14 protein-coding genes and 1 pseudogene are annotated in these 17,545 nt (G+C 66.1%); 7 read left to right on the top strand and 8 right to left on the bottom strand.

The window, feature by feature from the left end:
- The first annotated feature begins 18 nt into the window (after positions 1 to 18).
- Together QPK27_RS04040 and QPK27_RS04035 are read left to right on the top strand one after the other, a co-directional pair.
- On the top strand, positions 19 to 522 hold the full coding sequence (locus tag QPK27_RS04040; protein WP_290416914.1) for a peroxiredoxin: 504 nt from the start codon (positions 19 to 21) through the stop codon (positions 520 to 522).
- 114 nt (positions 523 to 636) lie between these two features.
- Complete coding sequence (locus QPK27_RS04035) at positions 637 to 1,479, top strand: DMT family transporter (protein WP_290416966.1); 843 nt, start codon at positions 637 to 639, stop codon at positions 1,477 to 1,479.
- Between the two features lie 3 nt (positions 1,480 to 1,482).
- On the opposite strand, the gene QPK27_RS04030 is transcribed toward QPK27_RS04035, so the two are convergent.
- Together QPK27_RS04030 and QPK27_RS04025 are read right to left on the bottom strand one after the other, a co-directional pair.
- Positions 1,483 to 2,061 carry a PEP-CTERM sorting domain-containing protein gene (locus tag QPK27_RS04030; protein ID WP_290416913.1) on the bottom strand — a complete coding sequence of 193 codons (579 nt, stop codon included), beginning with the start codon at positions 2,059 to 2,061 and terminating at the stop codon, positions 1,483 to 1,485.
- Between the two features lie 23 nt (positions 2,062 to 2,084).
- Positions 2,085 to 4,328: a phosphocholine-specific phospholipase C gene (locus QPK27_RS04025; RefSeq protein ID WP_290416912.1), complete on the bottom strand. Its 2,244-nt coding sequence runs from the start codon at positions 4,326 to 4,328 to the stop codon at positions 2,085 to 2,087.
- A 230-nt stretch (positions 4,329 to 4,558) separates the two neighbouring features.
- Here QPK27_RS04025 and lpxC point away from each other — a divergent pair, with 230 nt between their 5' ends.
- Positions 4,559 to 5,494, top strand: coding sequence for a UDP-3-O-acyl-N-acetylglucosamine deacetylase (gene lpxC, locus QPK27_RS04020; RefSeq protein WP_290416911.1), 936 nt, complete (start codon positions 4,559 to 4,561; stop codon positions 5,492 to 5,494).
- 164 nt (positions 5,495 to 5,658) lie between these two features.
- Here lpxC and QPK27_RS04015 read toward each other — a convergent pair whose 3' ends face one another.
- Positions 5,659 to 6,150, bottom strand: coding sequence for a DciA family protein (locus QPK27_RS04015; RefSeq protein ID WP_290416910.1), 492 nt, complete (start codon positions 6,148 to 6,150; stop codon positions 5,659 to 5,661).
- A 328-nt stretch (positions 6,151 to 6,478) separates the two neighbouring features.
- On the opposite strand from QPK27_RS04015, the gene secA reads away from it, so the two are divergent.
- Entirely contained in the window at positions 6,479 to 9,265 is a 2,787-nt protein-coding gene (gene secA, locus QPK27_RS04010) for a preprotein translocase subunit SecA (protein ID WP_290416909.1), read from the top strand.
- 230 nt (positions 9,266 to 9,495) lie between these two features.
- Here secA and QPK27_RS04005 read toward each other — a convergent pair whose 3' ends face one another.
- From QPK27_RS04005 to QPK27_RS03990, 4 genes and pseudogenes are all read right to left on the bottom strand, one after another.
- Positions 9,496 to 11,199 (bottom strand): M1 family metallopeptidase, encoded by a 1,704-nt coding sequence (locus QPK27_RS04005; RefSeq protein WP_290416908.1) that lies wholly within the window; start codon positions 11,197 to 11,199, stop codon positions 9,496 to 9,498.
- Between the two features lie 119 nt (positions 11,200 to 11,318).
- Positions 11,319 to 13,276, bottom strand: a pseudogene (locus QPK27_RS04000) (phosphatase PAP2 family protein).
- A 138-nt stretch (positions 13,277 to 13,414) separates the two neighbouring features.
- Positions 13,415 to 13,735 (bottom strand): Dabb family protein, encoded by a 321-nt coding sequence (locus QPK27_RS03995; protein ID WP_290416907.1) that lies wholly within the window; start codon positions 13,733 to 13,735, stop codon positions 13,415 to 13,417.
- Between the two features lie 135 nt (positions 13,736 to 13,870).
- On the bottom strand, positions 13,871 to 14,395 hold the full coding sequence (locus tag QPK27_RS03990; protein WP_290416906.1) for a PEP-CTERM sorting domain-containing protein: 525 nt from the start codon (positions 14,393 to 14,395) through the stop codon (positions 13,871 to 13,873).
- Positions 14,396 to 14,637: 242 nt separating this feature from the next.
- Between QPK27_RS03990 and argJ the strand changes: the two genes are divergently transcribed.
- Genes argJ through QPK27_RS03975 form a run of 3 tightly spaced genes read left to right on the top strand, consistent with a single transcriptional unit; the run spans position 14,638 to position 17,210 of the window.
- A complete protein-coding gene (gene argJ, locus QPK27_RS03985) occupies positions 14,638 to 15,876 on the top strand; it encodes a bifunctional glutamate N-acetyltransferase/amino-acid acetyltransferase ArgJ (protein WP_290416905.1) in 1,239 nt (412 codons plus the stop codon).
- Positions 15,877 to 15,880: 4 nt separating this feature from the next.
- Positions 15,881 to 16,783 (top strand): ATP-binding protein, encoded by a 903-nt coding sequence (locus QPK27_RS03980; protein WP_290416904.1) that lies wholly within the window; start codon positions 15,881 to 15,883, stop codon positions 16,781 to 16,783.
- Entirely contained in the window at positions 16,776 to 17,210 is a 435-nt protein-coding gene (locus QPK27_RS03975; protein ID WP_290416903.1) for an NUDIX domain-containing protein, read from the top strand. Before QPK27_RS03980 ends, QPK27_RS03975 begins: the two co-directional genes overlap by 8 nt.
- Before the next feature lie 149 nt (positions 17,211 to 17,359).
- Here the strand turns inward: QPK27_RS03975 and yacG are convergent, their stop codons facing one another.
- Positions 17,360 to 17,542, bottom strand: a complete 183-nt coding sequence (yacG, locus tag QPK27_RS03970) for a DNA gyrase inhibitor YacG (RefSeq protein WP_290416902.1) — start codon at positions 17,540 to 17,542, stop codon at positions 17,360 to 17,362.
- Positions 17,543 to 17,545: the final 3 nt, after the last annotated feature.

Here is a 17,545-nt window from a genome sequence, read left to right as displayed (position 1 = left end):
TATCAACAAGGAGCACACATGACCATCCAGATCGGCGAACGCCTGCCTGAAGGCACCCTGGCCGAATTCATCGAGACCGAAACCGAAGGCTGCACCCTGGGTCCAAATACTTTCCAGGTGGCGGACCTGGTGCGGGGCAAGAAGATCGTCATCTTCGGCCTGCCGGGCGCATTCACCCCGGGCTGCTCGGTGCAGCACGTGCCGGGCTACGTCAAGCATGCCGACGCCATCAAGGCTAAAGGCGTCGACGAAATCTGGTGCATCTCGGTCAACGACGCCTTCGTGATGGGCGCCTGGGGCCGCGACCAGAAAGCCACCGGCATCGTGCGCATGCTGGCCGACGGCAACGCCACTTTCACCAAGGCCCTGGGCCTGGACAACGATTTCTCGCAACACGGCATGGGCACCCGCTCGAAGCGCTATTCGATGCTGGTCGAAGACGGCGTGGTCAAGAGCCTGGACATCGACGCCAAGGGTGTCGAAGCTTCCAGCGCCGAAGCGATGCTGCAAAAGCTCGGCTGATTCTTTCGCCCGCGTCGCAATCCGAACGGCGCTGCGGCGCCGTTTTTGTTCTCACCGTTATATAGGACCCGCATCGTGAAGCGCCCATCCGGAAACCTGTACAGCATCTACGCCATGCTGCTCGCCGTCTTCATGTTCGCCCTGATGGACACGGCGATGAAGCTGCTGTCGGCGCGCTATCCGGCGCTGCAGGTGGCGGCGCTGCGCGCCCTGTGTTCGCTGCCATTGGTGGCGGCCTACGTGGCCTGGCGCGGCGCCTTCAGGGGGATATTCCGGGTGCGCTGGCCGATGCACCTGCTGCGCGGCGTGCTCGGGATCCTGATGCTGGCGCTGTTCGCCTACGGCCTGCGCCAGCTGTCGCTGGCCGAAGCGTATTCGATCTTCTTCATCGCGCCGGCCCTGATCACGGCGCTGTCGGTGCTGCTGCTGAAGGAGCGCGTGGATCTGGCGCGCTGGATCGCGATCGGCGTCGGCATGTGCGGGGTGCTGGTGGTGCTGCGTCCGAGCGGCGCGGGCTTCCTGACGGTGGGCGGACTGGCGATATTGGCCTCGGCCAGCTGCTATGCGATTTCCGCCATCACGGTGCGCGTGCTGGCGCGCACCGACCGCAACGAACACACCGTGTTCTGGCTGATCGTGCTGATCGCGGTCGGCGGCACGGCGCTGGCGGCGCCAGATTGGGTGCCGATCCCGGCCAGCGAGATTCCACTCCTGACCGGCCTGGCGCTGTCGGGCTTCATCGGCCAGCTGGCGATCACCGAGGCGTTCTCGCGCGGCGAAGCGTCGAGCGTGGCGCCGTTCGAGTATTCGGCGCTGGCCTGGGGCGTCGGCATGGACTGGCTGCTGTGGCGCGCACTGCCGGACAGCTGGACCATGCTGGGGGCCGCCATCATCATCGGCAGCGGCCTGTACCTGATCCGCCACGAGAAAGAACACGTCGAGGCGGAGCATCCCTGACGACTAGCTGCGGCGCAGGCGTACCGCGCCGGCCAGGCCGAAGCCGGCCAGCACCAGCGCCAGCGAGCCCGGTTCCGGCACCTCGGCCGCGCCGTCGAAGCTGAAGTCGTCCATCACGTACGACCCCGGCACGCCGGTGGTCACGACCACCGTGTCGATCGCGCTGCCCCAGCCGGCGGCCAGGAAGGCCGGGGTGCTGGAGAGCTGCAGCAACGCCGAACTGGCCACCAGCTGGCCGCCGAAGTACAGGTCGAGCTGCACGCTGCTGTCGGCGTAGCCGGCGAACCAGGCGCCGTTGAAGACGGTCGGCGCCAGGAAGCGGATGGTGCTGGCGACCGGCCAGCTGTCGCTCCAGTCGGTGGTGACCCGGCCCTGGCCGGAGTGCGGCGTGAACGGATCCTGCGCGCCGGTGAACACCGACAGGCCGGCGTTCGACCAGTCCAGTCCACCGTAGTTGGTGGGCACGGAGGCATTGGCGTCGGGACCGACGATGTCGTCGAAGGTCAGCACGGTGGCCGAAGCGAAGGGCGCGCACAGGGCGAGGACGGCGCTCAGTGCGACGTTGCGGAAGATGGCAGACATGGCATTCCTTTATATAAGATGATTCAGACGCGGCCCAGTGCCGGGTCGCTGACCGTGTGGCGGCCGGTTTCGACGCGGCCAGCGAAGCGCCGCAGGTAGTCGGGCTGGCCGGCCACCGTGGCGCTGAAGTCGTACCAGTAGCCGTTGGCGGCCACCGGAATGCGCAACGTCAGTTCGGTGCGCGCTGCCAGCGTGTGCTGCTGGCGCAGCGCCGCGTAGGCATTCGCATCCAGGATGAAAGTGCACGGCGCCGCGCCGGCATTCACCAATCGCAGCACCAGTTCGCCGCTGGCGGCGTCGCAGCGCACCTGCACGTCCGGACGTGGCTGGCCGGCCGCCACGGCGCGCAGCGCGCTGCCCGTGAAGTGGCGGTGATAGCCGTTCGGCCCCAGCACCCACAGGTCGTAGGCGCCGCCGGGCGCCGGCGTCCACACGTCCGCCAGCGACTTGCCCGCTTCGACCGTGTAGCGGCGCGGCACCGCCGCCAGGTTCTTGCGGTCATACACGTGGAATACGGCGCCCTGGCGGCCGGTATTGAGGAAGGTGAGCGCCACCCGCGCCGCCGCCATGGTAGCGCCGGGCTGCACTTCGCAGGTGGTCGCCAGCTCGTACGGCAGCGCGCGCGAGGGCCGGGTGCCGACTGCCTGCTGCGGCATCTGCGGCGCGCTCGGTGGCGCGATCTGCGCCAGGCGCTGCTGGGCGGCGCGCAGGGCGTCGGCCTGGCTGCGGCTTCTGCGGCCGGCGAGCGCCGGCAGCACTTCGTCGTTGGGCGTCTTGAAGTTGAAGGTGCTGGTCAGGTCGCCGCACACGGCGCGCCGGAACGGGCCGATGTTCGGCTCGCGCACGCCGAAGCGCGCTTCCAGGAAGCGCAGCACCGAGGTGTGGTCGAACACCTGCGAATTGACCCAGCCGCCACGGCTCCATGGCGAGATCACGTACATCGGCACGCGCGGCCCCGGCCCGTAGACGCGGCCGTCCGGCGCCGGCTGCTTGGTGCTACCTAGCGGGCGCGGATGGGTGTAGTACTCGGGACCCAGGTCGGCGGCCGCCAGCGTGGTCTTGCCGGCATAGCCGCCCTTGCCGTCGGGCGACGGCGCGGAAGGCGAAGGCACGTGGTCGAAATAGCCGTCGTTCTCGTCGAAGTTGACGATCAGGACTGTCTTGCTCCAGACCTCGGGGTTCGCCGTCAGCGCGTCCAGCACCTCCTGCAGGAACCAGGAGCCCTGCACCGGGCTCGATGGGCCGGGATGCTCGCAATAGATCGAGGGTGCGTTGATCCACGAGACCTGCGGCAGCTTGCCGTCGCGGATGTCGCGCTTGAAGGCGTCCAGGTACTGCTCGGGCGTGCTGCCGGGCAGGGTGTTGGCGATGCCTTTGTACAGCGGGTTGCCGGGGTTGTCGGTGGCGGCGTCGTAGGCGTGGTAGGGCAGGGCCTGACCGGTGTTGGTGTAGGGCTGGTTCGGCGCGCCGCCGCTCGAGACCGGGAAGCCGGAGGCGAGGTTGGCGCGCTTGAACTGCCTGAACGCGCCGAGCATGTTGTCGCCCCATTCGTCGGGCATGTTCTGGTAGCTGATCCAGCTCACGCCGGCCGCTTCCAGACGTTCGGCGTAGGTGGTCCAGGTGTAGCCGGTGTTGACGCCGCTCGCCGTGCCGTCGATCGCATCCCATTCGTTGGTGACGAAGGCGGTGCCGGTCGGCACGGCGCCGTTGGTGCCGGTCAGGAAGAACGAGCGGTTCGCGTCGGTGCCGGTGTGCATCGCGCAGTGATAGGCGTCGCACACGGTGAAGGCGTTGGCCAGCGCGAAGGCGAACGGGATCTCGGCTTCCTTGAAGTAGCCCATCGAGATCGGGTTCTTGTAGCGCGGCCACTGGTCCATGCGGCCGTTGTCCCAGGCCAGCTGGCTGTCGAGCCAATCGTGCGGGGTGCCGTTGGCGCGCTGGGCGTTGCCGCGGCTGCCGTCGAGGTGGAACGGCGTCATCACGCTGCCGTCGGCCTTGCGCTGCTGCCATACGCTGCGGCCTTCCGGCAGCGGGATCGGAAAACGGTCGCCGAAGCCGCGCACGCCGGCCAGGGTGCCGAAGTAATGGTCGAAGGCGCGGTTTTCCTGCATCAGGATCACGACGTGCTCGACGTCGCGGATGGTGCCGGTGGCGTTGTTGGCGGGGATCGCGAGCGCGCGCTGGATGGCGGGCGGGAAGGCGGCGTAGGTAGCGGCGGCGATGCCGGCGCGGGCGCTGTTGTGCAGGAATCTGCGGCGTGAAGTCATGGCGTGTTCCGGTGCGGGACGTTGATCGGCAAGCGTTTGTTGTCGCGCAGCTAACGCTGCGAACGTCGCCAATGTAGCTTTCCTGCATGACGGAGCGATGACATCCAGACAATGCGCGCGAGCGCGATCGGGAGGGCATGATCGGCCGGCGTGGCGCCCTTGCCACGATCGTTTCCGCCAGGGAATAGGGGCCGTCAGCACGCCGTAAAACGCTGGGCTATAATCGGCGCATGCTGAAACAACGAACCATCAAGGAACTGGTCCGCACCACGGGTGTGGGCCTGCACTCGGGCCGCAAGGTCGAGCTCACCCTGCGTCCGGCCGCGCCCGACACGGGCATCATCTTCCGCCGCGTCGACGTCGATCCGATCGTCGAAATTCCGAGCAGCGCCGACGTGGTCGGCGACACGCGCATGGCCTCGGTCGTGATGAAGGACGGCGTGCGCGTCTCGACCGTCGAGCACGTGATGTCGGCCTGCGCTGGCCTCGGGATCGACAACCTGTATATCGACGTCACCGCCGAAGAGATCCCGATCATGGACGGTTCGGCGTCCTCGTTCGTGTTCCTGCTGCAGCAGGCCGGGGTCGAAGACCAGCCGGCCCTGCGCAAGTTCATCCGCGTTCTAAAAGACGTCGAGGTGCGCCAGGGCAGCGGCAACAACGAGAAGTGGGCGCGCCTGTCGCCGCACGACGGCTACAAGCTCGACTTCTTCATCGAATTCAACCATCCGGCGGTGGACGGCACCATGCAGCGCGCCACCGTCGATTTCGGCGACATCACCTACGTGCGCGACGTGGCGCGCGCGCGCACCTTCGGCTTCATGCAGGACGTCGAGAGCCTGCGCGGCATGGGGCTGGCGCGCGGCGGCTCGCTGGAAAATGCGATCGTGATGGACGAATACCGGATTCTGAACGCGGACGGGCTGCGTTACGAAGACGAGTTCGTGCGCCACAAGATCCTGGACGCGATTGGCGACCTGTATCTGGTCGGGCATCCGCTGTTGGCCAGCTATACGGCGCACAAGTCGGGGCATGCGCTCAACAACGAACTGCTGCGCGCCTTGTTGGCGCAGCCGGATTCGTACGAGATCGTGACGTTTGATTCGCTGCAGGCGGCGCCGGTGTCGTATGTGCAGCAGGTGACGCGGGAGTGGGCGCTCAGCTGATTCTGCGCCGGGTTGGCGACGGTTGGTGGCTGCTGCGCGCGCAGGTGGCTGTGGTGCGAACTTGGATCCCCGCCTGCGCGGGAATCCAAGTTCCCCAACCGAAGCCGCACACGATTCGTTTCATCACTCGCACCGCAAGCAACATCGCGGGCAAGCAAGCCCCCTCACTTGCGCTTCGCCGCCAGCGCCCTGAGCGCCGCCACCAGATCCCGGTTCTGCTTGTTATCCGGCAGTGATTCCGCCAGTTCCTCGAACGCCCGCACCGCCGTCGGCGGCAATTCCAGGTTGCGCATCTGCGGCTTGTCCGGCAGCGCGCGCGTCACCTGCACCTTGATCCGCATCGATTCCACCTGCCAGCCGCGCCCCTGCAGCGTCGCCTGCAGCTTTGGCAGATTCTGCTTGAGCCGCGCCGCCAGCGCCGAGCTGGGCACGGCCATGGTCAGCACGCCTTCCTGGAACGACAGCACGTCGCAGTTATTGAAGATCGCCGGCAGCGCGGCGGCGCAGTCGGCCTGCAGGCGCGCCATGCGGTTGGCCGCCGGCAGCAGGCTGGCCATGCGGTCGTTGGCGCGCAGGAAATCGGTGGCGACGTGCGAAGTCACCCGGTTCCTGGTACCGAAGATATGGAAGGGGCGCTTGGGAGGAGATTGCTGCATGGCGGGACCTTACCACAGCGCGCGCCATTTGCAAGGAGGCGCAGCCGGGGATGTCGCCCCGGCGCATCGTTGCCGCGCGCCGCAGCGCCGCGCCGGGTCGCGCCGCCATGACCCGCAGCCCCGGCGCACGATGTCCGTGCATGATGCATACTGATAACATTTTCACACGGACACGTCTTGTTATCCTGCCCATCATCCCCAAGTGTGGCCGGATCGCATGATAAAATCAGTAGTTATTTGCCTAACGCGGTCTTTGGTGCGTATCAGTTTGATATCATCTTGGCTCCCATCCTGGCTGCCTTTGCGGCGTATTTTTTAGAAACTAAGCATGTCATTCCTGACCCAGATTTTCGGCAGCCGTAATCAGCGACTGCTCAAGCAATATCAAAAGACCGTGCGTCAGATCAACGCGCTCGAGCCGCAGATGGAGCAGCTGTCGGACGCCGAACTGCAAGCCAAGACCCCGGAATTCAAGGACCGCCTGGCCAAGGGCGCGACCCTGGACGACATCATGGTGGAAGCCTTCGCCGTCTGCCGCGAAGCGGCCAAGCGCGTGATGAAGATGCGCCACTTCGACGTCCAGCTGATCGGCGGCATGGTCCTGCACCAAGGCAAGATCGCCGAAATGGGAACCGGCGAAGGCAAGACCCTGATGGCGACGCTGGCGGTCTACCTGAACGCACTGGCCGGTAAGGGCGTGCACGTCATCACCGTCAACGATTACCTGGCCCAGCGCGACGCCGAACAGATGGGTCAGCTGTACGGCTGGCTGGGTCTCACCACCGGCGTCAACCTGTCGCAGCTGGACCACGGCAGCAAGCAAAGCGCCTACGGCTCGGACATTACCTACGGCACCAACAACGAATTCGGCTTCGACTACCTGCGCGACAACATGGTCTACGACCTGCGCGAACGGGTGCAGCGCGGCCTGAACTTCGCCGTGGTCGACGAAGTCGACTCGATCCTGATCGACGAAGCGCGTACGCCGCTGATCATTTCCGGCCAGGCCGAGAACCATACCGACCTGTACCACAAGATCAACTCGCTGCCGCCGCAGCTGACCCTGCAGATCGGCGAAGAAACGCCGGACGGCAAGGGCAAGATCGAAGTCCCGGGCGACTATACCAAGGACGAAAAAGCGCACACCGTGCTGCTCACCGAGGCCGGCCACGAAAAGGCGGAAGCGATCCTGACGCAAATGGGCCTGCTGCCGGAAGGCGCCTCGCTGTATGACGCCGCCAACATCACCCTGATCCACCACCTGTACGCCGCCCTGCGCGCGCACGTGCTGTACCACAAGGACCAGCACTACGTGGTGCAGAACGGCGAAGTGGTGATCGTCGACGAATTCACCGGCCGCCTGATGACCGGCCGCCGCTGGTCCGACGGCCTGCACCAGGCCGTGGAATCGAAGGAAGGCGTCAAGATCCAGAACGAGAACCAGACCCTGGCCTCGATCACCTTCCAGAACTACTTCCGCATGTACGCCAAACTCGGCGGCATGACCGGCACCGCCGACACCGAAGCCTACGAATTCCAGGAAATCTACAGCCTGGAAACCGTGGTGGTGCCGCCGAACCGTCCGTCGCAGCGCAAGGACCGCCAAGACCAGGTCTATAAGACGTCGCAAGAGAAGTACAACGCGATGCTGATCGACATCCGCGACTGCTACGAGCGCGGCCAGCCGGTGCTGGTGGGTACCACCTCGATCGAGAACTCCGAACTGCTGTCCGGCATTCTCACCAAGGCGAACCTGCCGCACAACGTCCTGAACGCCAAGCAGCACGCGCGCGAAGCCGAGATCGTGGCCCAGGCCGGCCGTCCGAAGATGATCACCATCGCCACCAATATGGCGGGCCGCGGTACCGACATCGTCCTGGGCGGCAACGTCGGCAAGCAGATCCAGATCATCGAAGCCGACCTGAACCTGTCGGACGCGCAGAAAGCGGCCCAGTCGCAAACCCTGCGTGACGAATGGCAGTCGCTGCACGACCACGTGGTGAACGCCGGCGGCCTGCACATCATCGGCACCGAGCGCCACGAATCGCGCCGCGTCGACAACCAGCTGCGCGGCCGTTCCGGCCGCCAGGGCGACCCGGGTTCCTCGCGCTTCTACCTGTGCCTGGACGACGCGCTGCTGCGCATCTTCGCCGGCGACCGTGTGCGCGCGGTGATGGACCGCCTCAAGATGCCGGAAGGCGAACCGATCGAAGCGGGCATCGTGACCCGCTCGATCGAATCGGCCCAGCGCAAGGTCGAGGCGCGCAACTTCGACATCCGCAAGCAGCTGCTGGAATACGACGACGTCGCCAACGACCAGCGCAAGGTGATCTACACCCAGCGTAACGAACTGCTGGAGTCGACCGACATCAGCGAGATGATCACCAGCCTGCGCGCCGGCGTGTTCACCGACGTGGTGCGCAGCTACGTGCCGGCCGAATCGGTCGAAGAGCAGTGGGACATCAAGGGCCTGGAAGCGACCCTGGCCGGCGAATGGAACCTGGTGGTGCCGCTGCAGCAGATGCTGCAGGACGAGCCGAACCTGAACGACGACGACATCCTCGAGCGCGTGCTGGCGGCTGCCGACGACTCGTACAACGGCAAGGTCGGCGTGGTGGGCAAGGAGTCGTTCGGCGGCTTCGAGCGCAACGTGATGCTGCAAAGCGTCGACACCCACTGGCGCGAGCACCTCGCGGCGCTCGACCACCTGCGCCAGGGCATCCACCTGCGCGGCTACGCCCAGAAGAACCCGAAGCAGGAATACAAGCGCGAAGCGTTCGAGCTGTTCGGCGGCATGCTGGACCAGATCAAGAACGAAGTGATCCGCACCGTGATGACCGTGCGCATCCAGACCCGCGAGGAAGTCGAAGCGGCCGAAGCGGCGATGGCGGCGCAGGTCGCGGCGCTGGAAAACGTCAACTACCAGCACGCCGACTTCAACCCGTCGGCCGCGCCGGAAGAGCTGCTCAATCCGAACCCGGCCCCGAACGCCGGCGGCGCCCCGGTGGCGGCCGAGGACCACAGCACCTACATGGGCATCAAGGTCGGCCGCAACGACCCATGCCCATGCGGCAGCGGCAAGAAGTTCAAGGCGTGCCACGGCAAGCTGGCGTAAGCCGGGTTGGCAGGGACGTAAAAAAACGGCCGGAGCGATCCGGCCGTTTTTTATTTGGGTATGCGTCAACGTGTTGGGTTCACGTGTGTTTCACCATTTCTGTGCCCCACATACGTTTCAACGTAGGGTTGGTGGCTCGGCCGCCGACGCGGTGATTGTGATCGGTTCCGGTATCGTGCCGGATGATCTCGCGGCCAACCATCACCGCGTCGGCGGCAGAGCCGCCAACCCTACGCCTTTTTCTTCTTCTTCTGCTCTTCCTGGTACTGCTGGAAGCGCTCGATGTGCTCTTCGCGGCGCAGCACCTTCGAATGCGGATCTAGCGTGTACGTGGCGCCGGCCGGCACCGTGATGCTGCCGCGGCCGTCGACCATTGGCACCGTCACGATCTTGCCGCCGACGCGCACGTCCACCGGCATCGGGAACGGCGTGTTCTTCTCGGTGGTCCACGCCAGCTGCAGGGTGTCGCCCTGGCGCGTCGCCTTCAGCTCGGGCAGGGCGGCCTGGTACAGGTAAGCCTGGAAGAACCAGTTCAAGTCCTTGCCGCTGTTGCGGTTGGCGATGTCGATGAATTCGCGCGTGGTGCCGTAGCGCGGCGCCAGCGAGCCGGGACGCGGGTCCGGCGTGCCGTACACGATCTCGCGCACCGTGCGCAGGAACACGGCGTCGCCGACCAGGCCGCGCAGCGTGTGCATCACGAGCGAGCCTTTCATGTAGATGTCCAGGCCTGGGCCGCCCTTGTCGAGGTCATACACTTGTTCTTCGGTCATCGGCTTGCCGGTCACGATCGGCGCCTTGTTGCGGATCGCGGCGCGGTGCTGCTGCAGTGAGGCGAAATATTCCTGGTCGCCACGCAGGTACTGCATGTACAGCGGCTGCATGTAGGTGCCGAGACCCTCGTGCAGCCACATGTCGTCCCAGTTTGCGTTGGTGAGCTGGTTGCCGAACCACTCGTGGGCGAACTCGTGCTGCATCAGGTCGTCGTAGCCGAACGAGGTCTTGGCGTACTCGTTGCCGTAGGCGTTGATGGTCTGGTGTTCCATGCCCTTGTGCGGGGTCTCGACCACGCCCATCTTTTCGTCGCCGAATGGATAAGGCCCCACTGTGCTCTCGAAGAAGTCGAGCATCGGCGTGATCTCGGCGAACAGCTCGCGCACCTTGCCTTCGCTTTGCGGCAGGTACCACATGCGCAGCGGGATGGTGTTGCCGTAGCGGCTCTTGTAGTCGCCCTCCAGCAGTTTATAGGGGCCGACGTTGATCGAGATGCCGTAGGTGCTGGGGTTCCTGGCGCGCCAGTGCCAGGTGCGCCAGCCGTCCTTCTCGTCCATGCCGAGCGGGACGCCGTTGCCGGCCGCGACCAGCGGCGCCGGCACCGTGATGTGCGATTCGACGATTCTTGCTTTACCGGTCGGGTGGTCGATACACGGCCAGAACAGGTCGCAGCCTTCGCCCTGCACCGCGGTGGCGACCCAGGGCTGGCCGTCGGCCGTCTTCGACCACACGAAGCCACCGTCCCACGGCGCGCGCTTGGCCACGTGCGGGGTGCCGTGATACTGCACCCGCACCGTGGTCCGGCGCCCGGCCTGCAGGCGCTGCGGCAGGTCGACCGTCAGCTTGCCTTCCGGGTTGCGCCATTGGGTCGCGGCCACCGGCCGGCCGTCGACCTCGATCGCGTCGATCGGCAGGTTGCGGTCCAGGTCCAGTTCGATGCGGTCGACCGCGGCGCGCGCGCCGAAGGTCAGCGCCACGTCGCCGCGGATGGTGCGCGTGGCCGGTTCGATGCGCAGCTTGAGGTCGGCTTTTTCGAAGTCGAGCTGCAATTGGTCGGCGCTACGCTCGCCGCCGGAACTGGCGGTGTAGTCGGTGATCGGCTTTGGCTGGGTGGCGCAGGCGGCCAGCAGGCTGCTGGTACATACAAGGGCGATGCGTTTCATTGATCGTCTTCCGCTTTTGATAATCCTTGGAAAGATATCACAACGGAAACTAAAGGCGACCACGAAAAAAAGAGGCCGGCGCTGTGCTCGGCGCCGGCCTCGGTACGACGTGTTGCCGCTTATGCGCCCAGGCGCAGCTGCAGGCCCTTGGCGCTGTAGGTCGGCGTCACGCTGAAGCCGTCGACCGTGATGCTGTCGAACTTGCCGCTCAGGCTGCCGGCGCTGATGACGGTGAGGGTGGCGCCGGCGGCCGGCTTGTAGCCGTCCACGAACTTGATGCGCAGGGCGCCGCCGCCGATGGTGACGGCGCCGGTGGCGTTCAGCTGGCCTTGCGAAGCGCCGACGCGCAGTTCCAGCGTGGCGCCGCTCAACTGGGTGTACTTGCCGCCTACGACCAGGCCGCCGGTGCGTTGACGATGACGCTGGCGCCGCCGGCGACGTGGACGTCGCCGTTGCCGAAGGCGCTGGTCGACAGCGCTTCCAGCGTACCTGCCTCGAGCTGGGTGCCGCCGGTCCAGCTGTTCTTGCCGCCCAGCTTGAGAGCGCCGCTGCCCTGCTTGACCAGCTTGCCGCTGCCGGTGATGTCGTTGCGCCAGCGATCGCTCGCGTGGAAGCCGCCCTTGGCGGCGTCCATGTTGACGACGACGTTGCCATTGAAGGCTCCGTAACCGTCCGCGGCGGTGAACAGGTTCAGGCGCCCCCAGCCTTCGGCATCGTCCAGGGTCGGGTAGCCGGAGGCGATCGCCGTGGTTTTCAGCACCACGCGGCGCTGCGCGTCGCTCAGGTAGGGCAGGCGGGTTTCGAGCAGCACCTCGGCGCCCTTCGGCACCACGGCCGGCTTGTTGGCGGCGCCGATCTGCGGCAGGCCATAGGTCATGCGGCGCACGTAGTTGGCGCGGCTGGCGGCATAGTCGGCGAAGCGGTCGGTGGCGGGCGTGCCCGAGGTGGCATACGCCGGGAAGGTGGCGGCCGTGGTGCCCGTCAGCTTCATCAGGGTGGCGTGGGCCTGGACCACGGCGTCGGCGCGCACCGAAGCGCCGGCGGCGATCATGTTCGATGCCGCCACCGCCTGCGCCTGGACACGGCCGCTGATCACGTCCAGCGGCGAGTGCATGCCGGCCAGGATGCGGCTCTCGCCCAGTTCCAGGCCGCGTCCCACCAGTTCCTGGTAGCGCTCGGGCAGCACGTAGGCCATGGCCATGGCGTTGCGGGTGGCTTCGGCCGAGTGGCCGCTGGTGAAGCCGCCGTCGGTGGCGGGCGTCGTGCTCTTGGCCGGTTCCAGCTGCGGCACCACGGCCACCGCGCTGCTCCAGCGGTAGGGGCGCGCGTACTTGTAGAAGCGCTTGGCCGGCTCGGTCGAGCCGTTGTTGCCCATCGAGTTGACGAAGTCGATCACCTTGCCGAAGTCGGCGTTGGCGGCGCCGCCGACGCCGTTGTTGTTGCCGCCGTCCTCGTACTTGACGGTGGTGGCGTCGACCGGCATGTCGTTGATGGTAGTGGTCTGGCGCGCGGCGGTGCGCCAGGCGGCGGTCAACGGGCCCATGCCGGCGGTGACGCTGTAGCCCTTGCCGCGGCGGTCGTCGAGGTAGGCCAGCAGGGTCTGTTCCGGGGTGCGGTTGCGGGTGGCCTGCACCACGTAGTCGATGTTGGCGTTGTGGACCTGGGCGTTGACGATCGTGCCGCCATTGGTGCCGTCGTTCGGCACGCCGGTCCAGGTGGATTGCACCACGGCGGGGAAGCCGTCCACCGCCGGCGCGCTCTGGCCGGCGTCGACGATCTCGGTCAGCGGCTTCCAGATCTCGAGCATGCCGCCCAATACGCGCACGCCGGCGTTGGTGGCCAGGGTGGCGTAGCGGGCGTCGCCGCGCTGGTTGGTGGCGGCGCTGTCGACGAAGGCGGTCACGTTCGGCACCGGCGCCGTGTCGGCCGCGCCCTGGTCGGCGGGAGCGGCCGGGATGACGGTGGCGACTTCGCCGACGCCGTCGTCGTGGTCAGAGCCGCCGCAGGCACTCAGCGCGAGGGCGGCGCCGATGGCGATGGCGAGAGGGAGGCGGCGAAGCGGTGCGGCGTGGTGCATGAGAAACCCTTCAATGTTGATGAGACGTCAAAATTGAAGCGCATCTTAGGCAGCGTCTGTGACGCGGTGATGACGCGGTGAGGGCAGCGGGCAACCGGCGCCGCTTATCCCGCGCCTTTTGTATCTGGCAAGCGCGTTTCAGCCCGCCCAGTAATCGACCACCAGCGAACGCGCCAGGCAGCCGCCCAGCGTGCCCACGAAGCGCTGGTGCTCCGGATGCTCCAGATAGGTATCGCGCGCCTCGTTGCTGGCGAAGCTCAAGGTGAAGCAGTGGGTGAAGCCGTCGTTCAGGCCTTCGGGGCTGACGTTGGTGCCCCATTCGTAGGCCTGGATGCCGGGCACCAGCTCGGGCAGGGCGGCGAAGCCGGCCACCACCGCGTCGACCTGGGCGGCATCGGCATCGGGCTTGAACGAGAACAGGACGACGTGGCGCAGGACGCGCGATTGGATAGCGGGCATGGCGCTTGGCGGATGAGTGAATGACGGCCCATGGTAGCCGTTTTCGGTGGCGGGCGTTGCGCGCCAGCTGTGCCACTGTCCAGCCCGTGTCCACTTGTCGGCACTGACACCGGGCTGGGGCGATTCGGTGGGCGCTTAGCCGTTGCGGCGGCGTTTGCGGGCTGCGGCCAGCAGGCCCAGGCCGCCGATCAGCATGGCAGCGGTGGCGGGTTCGGGCACGTCGACCGGGCCGGCGTCGAGGTCGGTCACGGTCAGGGTATAGCTGCCCGCGCCGCCGAAGGAGTCGACCAGGCTGAACGTCCCGAGCAGGAAGGTCGGCATGAATTCGGAACCGCTGTACAGCTGTGGGCCGTCGACGACGATCAGGCTGAAGTCGTTGTAGTAGTCGTAGATTTCGAAGCCACCGTCCTGTTCGCCGTTGTAGAAGTACAGATCGGCCAGGCCGAGCAGCGTGCCCGGGAACGATCCCACGACGTCATACATCACGAAGGCGACACCGTCCGCGCTATCGTCCGACTGGACGGTCGACTCCATTTGCCAGCTGGCCGTGTAGTCGCCGGTCAGGTTGAACTGGTACAGGCCGGCATGGGCGGCGCCGGCGGAACACAGTAGCGCAACAACAGCAACGTTCCTCAACATCTTCAGCAAGGTGGTCAGCATGAGAACTCCTGAGTGATGGGTGACTGGAAGCCGTTCCCGGTTGGCGAGTCTGGCTTGTATGGATGAGCAAGTAACATGCCCGGTTCTCCGTCGTCTTCAGGTGATTGATTAATTTGAAGAAATAATAAAGTCCGCTCTTGCGGTGTCATGGCCTGTAATCTTTTCCGACAATCAGTCCGGCTCTCGTCGCCCGCCGCTGGCGTTACAATAACGAATTCGACAATTTTTCCAACGAGATCACCATGGCCGTCAATTCCCCTCTGCCCATCGCTGCTGATTTGAAGCCGGTCGCCGGCATCGAGATCGGTTTCGCCGAAGCCGGCATCAAGAAGCCCAACCGCAAGGACGTGCTGGTCATGAAACTGCCTGAGACCGCGACCGTCTCCGGCGTGTTCACGCTGAACCGCTTCTGCGCCGCGCCGGTCCAGGTCAGCAAGGCCAATCTGGAAGCCGTGAACAAGGGCGGCGCGCCGATCCGCGCGCTGGTGGTCAACACCGGCAACGCCAACGCCGGCACCGGCGAGCAGGGCCTGGCCAATGCCAACGCCACCTGCGCCGAACTGGCCAGGCTGTTGAACATCGAACCGGGCCAGGTGCTGCCGTTTTCCACCGGCGTGATCCTGGAACAGCTGCCGATCCAGAAGATCGTCGCCGGTCTGCCGGCCGCGGTGGCCAACCTGAAGGCGGATAACTGGTTCAACGCCGCCGAGGCGATCATGACCACCGACACCCAGCCGAAGGCCGCGTCGCGTAGCGTCACCATCGGCGGCCACAGCGTCACCATGACCGGCATCAGCAAGGGCGCCGGCATGATCAAGCCGAACATGGCGACCATGCTCGGCTACCTGGCGTTCGACGCCAAGGTCGCGCAGCCGGTGCTGGATCAACTGGTCAAGCACGCGGCCGACCATTCGTTCAACGCCATCACCATCGACGGCGACACCTCGACCAACGATTCGTTCATCCTGATCGCCACCGGCGCGGGCAGCCTGCAGATCGACAGCGCCGAAGGCCCCGAGTACGAGGCGCTGAAGGAAGCCGTCACCGACATCTCGCGCAACCTGGCGCAGCAGATCATCCGCGACGGCGAAGGCGCGACCAAGTTCATGACCATCACCGTCGACGAAGGCCGCGATGTGGCCGAGTGCCGCAAGATCGCCTACGCGATCGCCCACTCGCCGCTGGTCAAGACCGCCTTCTTCGCGTCGGACCCGAACCTTGGCCGCATCCTGGCCGCCGTCGGCTACGCCGGCGTGGACGACCTGGACGTGACCAAGCTCGACCTGTACCTGGACGACGTCTGGGTGGCCAAGGCCGGCGGCCGCAATCCGGACTACAAGGAAGAAGACGGCCAGCGCGTGATGAAGCAGTCCGAGATCACCGTGCGCGTGAAGCTGGCGCGCGGCGATGCGACCGCCACCGTCTGGACCTGCGACCTGTCGCACGATTACGTGTCGATCAACGCCGACTACCGTTCCTGATCCGATGACGACGCTGGATCAGCATCTGGAGCGATTCCTGCGCCGCGCCGAGGGCCTGCTCGAGCGCCTGGAGGCCGTGCTGCCGCCGGCGCATCCGCGCGAGCCGGACTGGAAGCGCAGCTTCGCCTTCCGCTGGCGCCGCAAGCCGAATGGCAGCGGCAGCTTCTTGCAACCAGTGCTGCACGCGTCCGGCATCGCGCTGGGCGACCTGCATCACGTCGAGGCCCAGAAGCGCCAGATCGAGCAGAACACGCGCCAGTTCGTGCTGCGCCGTCCGGCCAACAACGTGCTGCTGACCGGCGCGCGCGGCACCGGCAAGTCTTCCCTGATCAAGGCCTGCCTGAACGCATTCGCCGACCAGGGCCTGCGCCTGATCGAGGTGGATAAAGCCGACCTGGCCGACCTGCCCGACATCGTCGACCTGGTCGCCGGCCGGCCCGAGCGCTTCGTGATCTTCTGCGACGACCTGTCGTTCGAGGAGGGCGAGGCGGGCTACAAGGCGCTGAAGGTGGCGCTCGACGGCAGCATCGCCGCGCAGTCAGACAATGTGCTGATCTACGCGACCTCCAACCGGCGTCACCTGATGCCGGAAAAGATGTCGGACAACGCCGGCTACAGGCACGGTGAGGATGGCGACCTGCATCCGGGCGAGACGGTCGAAGAGAAGATCTCGCTGTCCGAGCGCTTTGGATTGTGGCTGTCGTTTTATCCGTTCAAACAGGACGACTACCTGGAGATCACCGGACACTGGCTGGCCAGCTTCGGCTGCACGCCGGAACAAATCGCCGCCGCGCGCCCGGAAGCCTTGCAATGGGCGCTGCAGCGCGGCTCGCGTTCGGGCCGGGTGGCGTGGCAATTCGCGAAGGACTATGCCGGCAGGCTGCCGGATGATGCAAGCAATGCGTGAAACCGAAGTGGACGTGGAAGTGAAAGCGAAACCGGTCGACGTCGCCGTCGGCATCCTGATGCAAGCCAACGGCGACGTGCTGCTCGGCCAGCGCCCGCAGGGCAAGCCGTACGCCGGCTACTGGGAATTCCCGGGCGGGAAAGTGGAGCAGGGCGAGGACGTCTTCGCCGCCCTGCAGCGCGAGTTCATGGAAGAACTGGGCGTGCAGGTGGTGAGCGGCGAAGCCTGGTGCTGCGTCGAGCACGTGTACGAACACGCGCACGTGCGCCTGTATTTCTACATCTGCCGCGAGTGGACCGGCGAGCCGCAAAGCCTGGAAGGCCAGGCGTTTGCCTGGCAGGGCGCGTACGGCGTCAGCCCGCTGTTGCCGGCGACGATTCCGCTGCTGGAGTGGCTGGATCGGGTGCGCTATCCCGAGCGCGCGTAGCTGGTGGATGGTCCGTAGGGTCGGCCTCGGCGGCCCCGCGCTACGCCGCCGACGCGGTGGTAGTTAGCATCAGATTCATCCGGCGCGAGAGCGGAGCCGATAACAATCGACGCGTCGGCGGCGAAGCCGCCAACCCTACGTTCGAACCGTTACCGGTCGTTGGACGGCTCGTCCTGCGAATCGAGCGGCGCCGCGCCGGGAATGGCGTACTTCTCTTCGGCCCAGGCGCCCAGGTCGATCTGCTTGCAGCGCTCGCTGCAGAACGGGCGGAACTTGTTTGCCTCCGTCCATTCGACTTTCTTGGAACAGGTGGGGCAGGCTACAACGGTCATGGT

Source organism: Massilia sp. YIM B02443 (assembly GCF_030411955.1).
Classification (GTDB): Bacteria; Pseudomonadota; Gammaproteobacteria; order Burkholderiales; family Burkholderiaceae_D; genus Telluria.
This window is presented reverse-complemented; position numbering and strand designations above follow the sequence as displayed.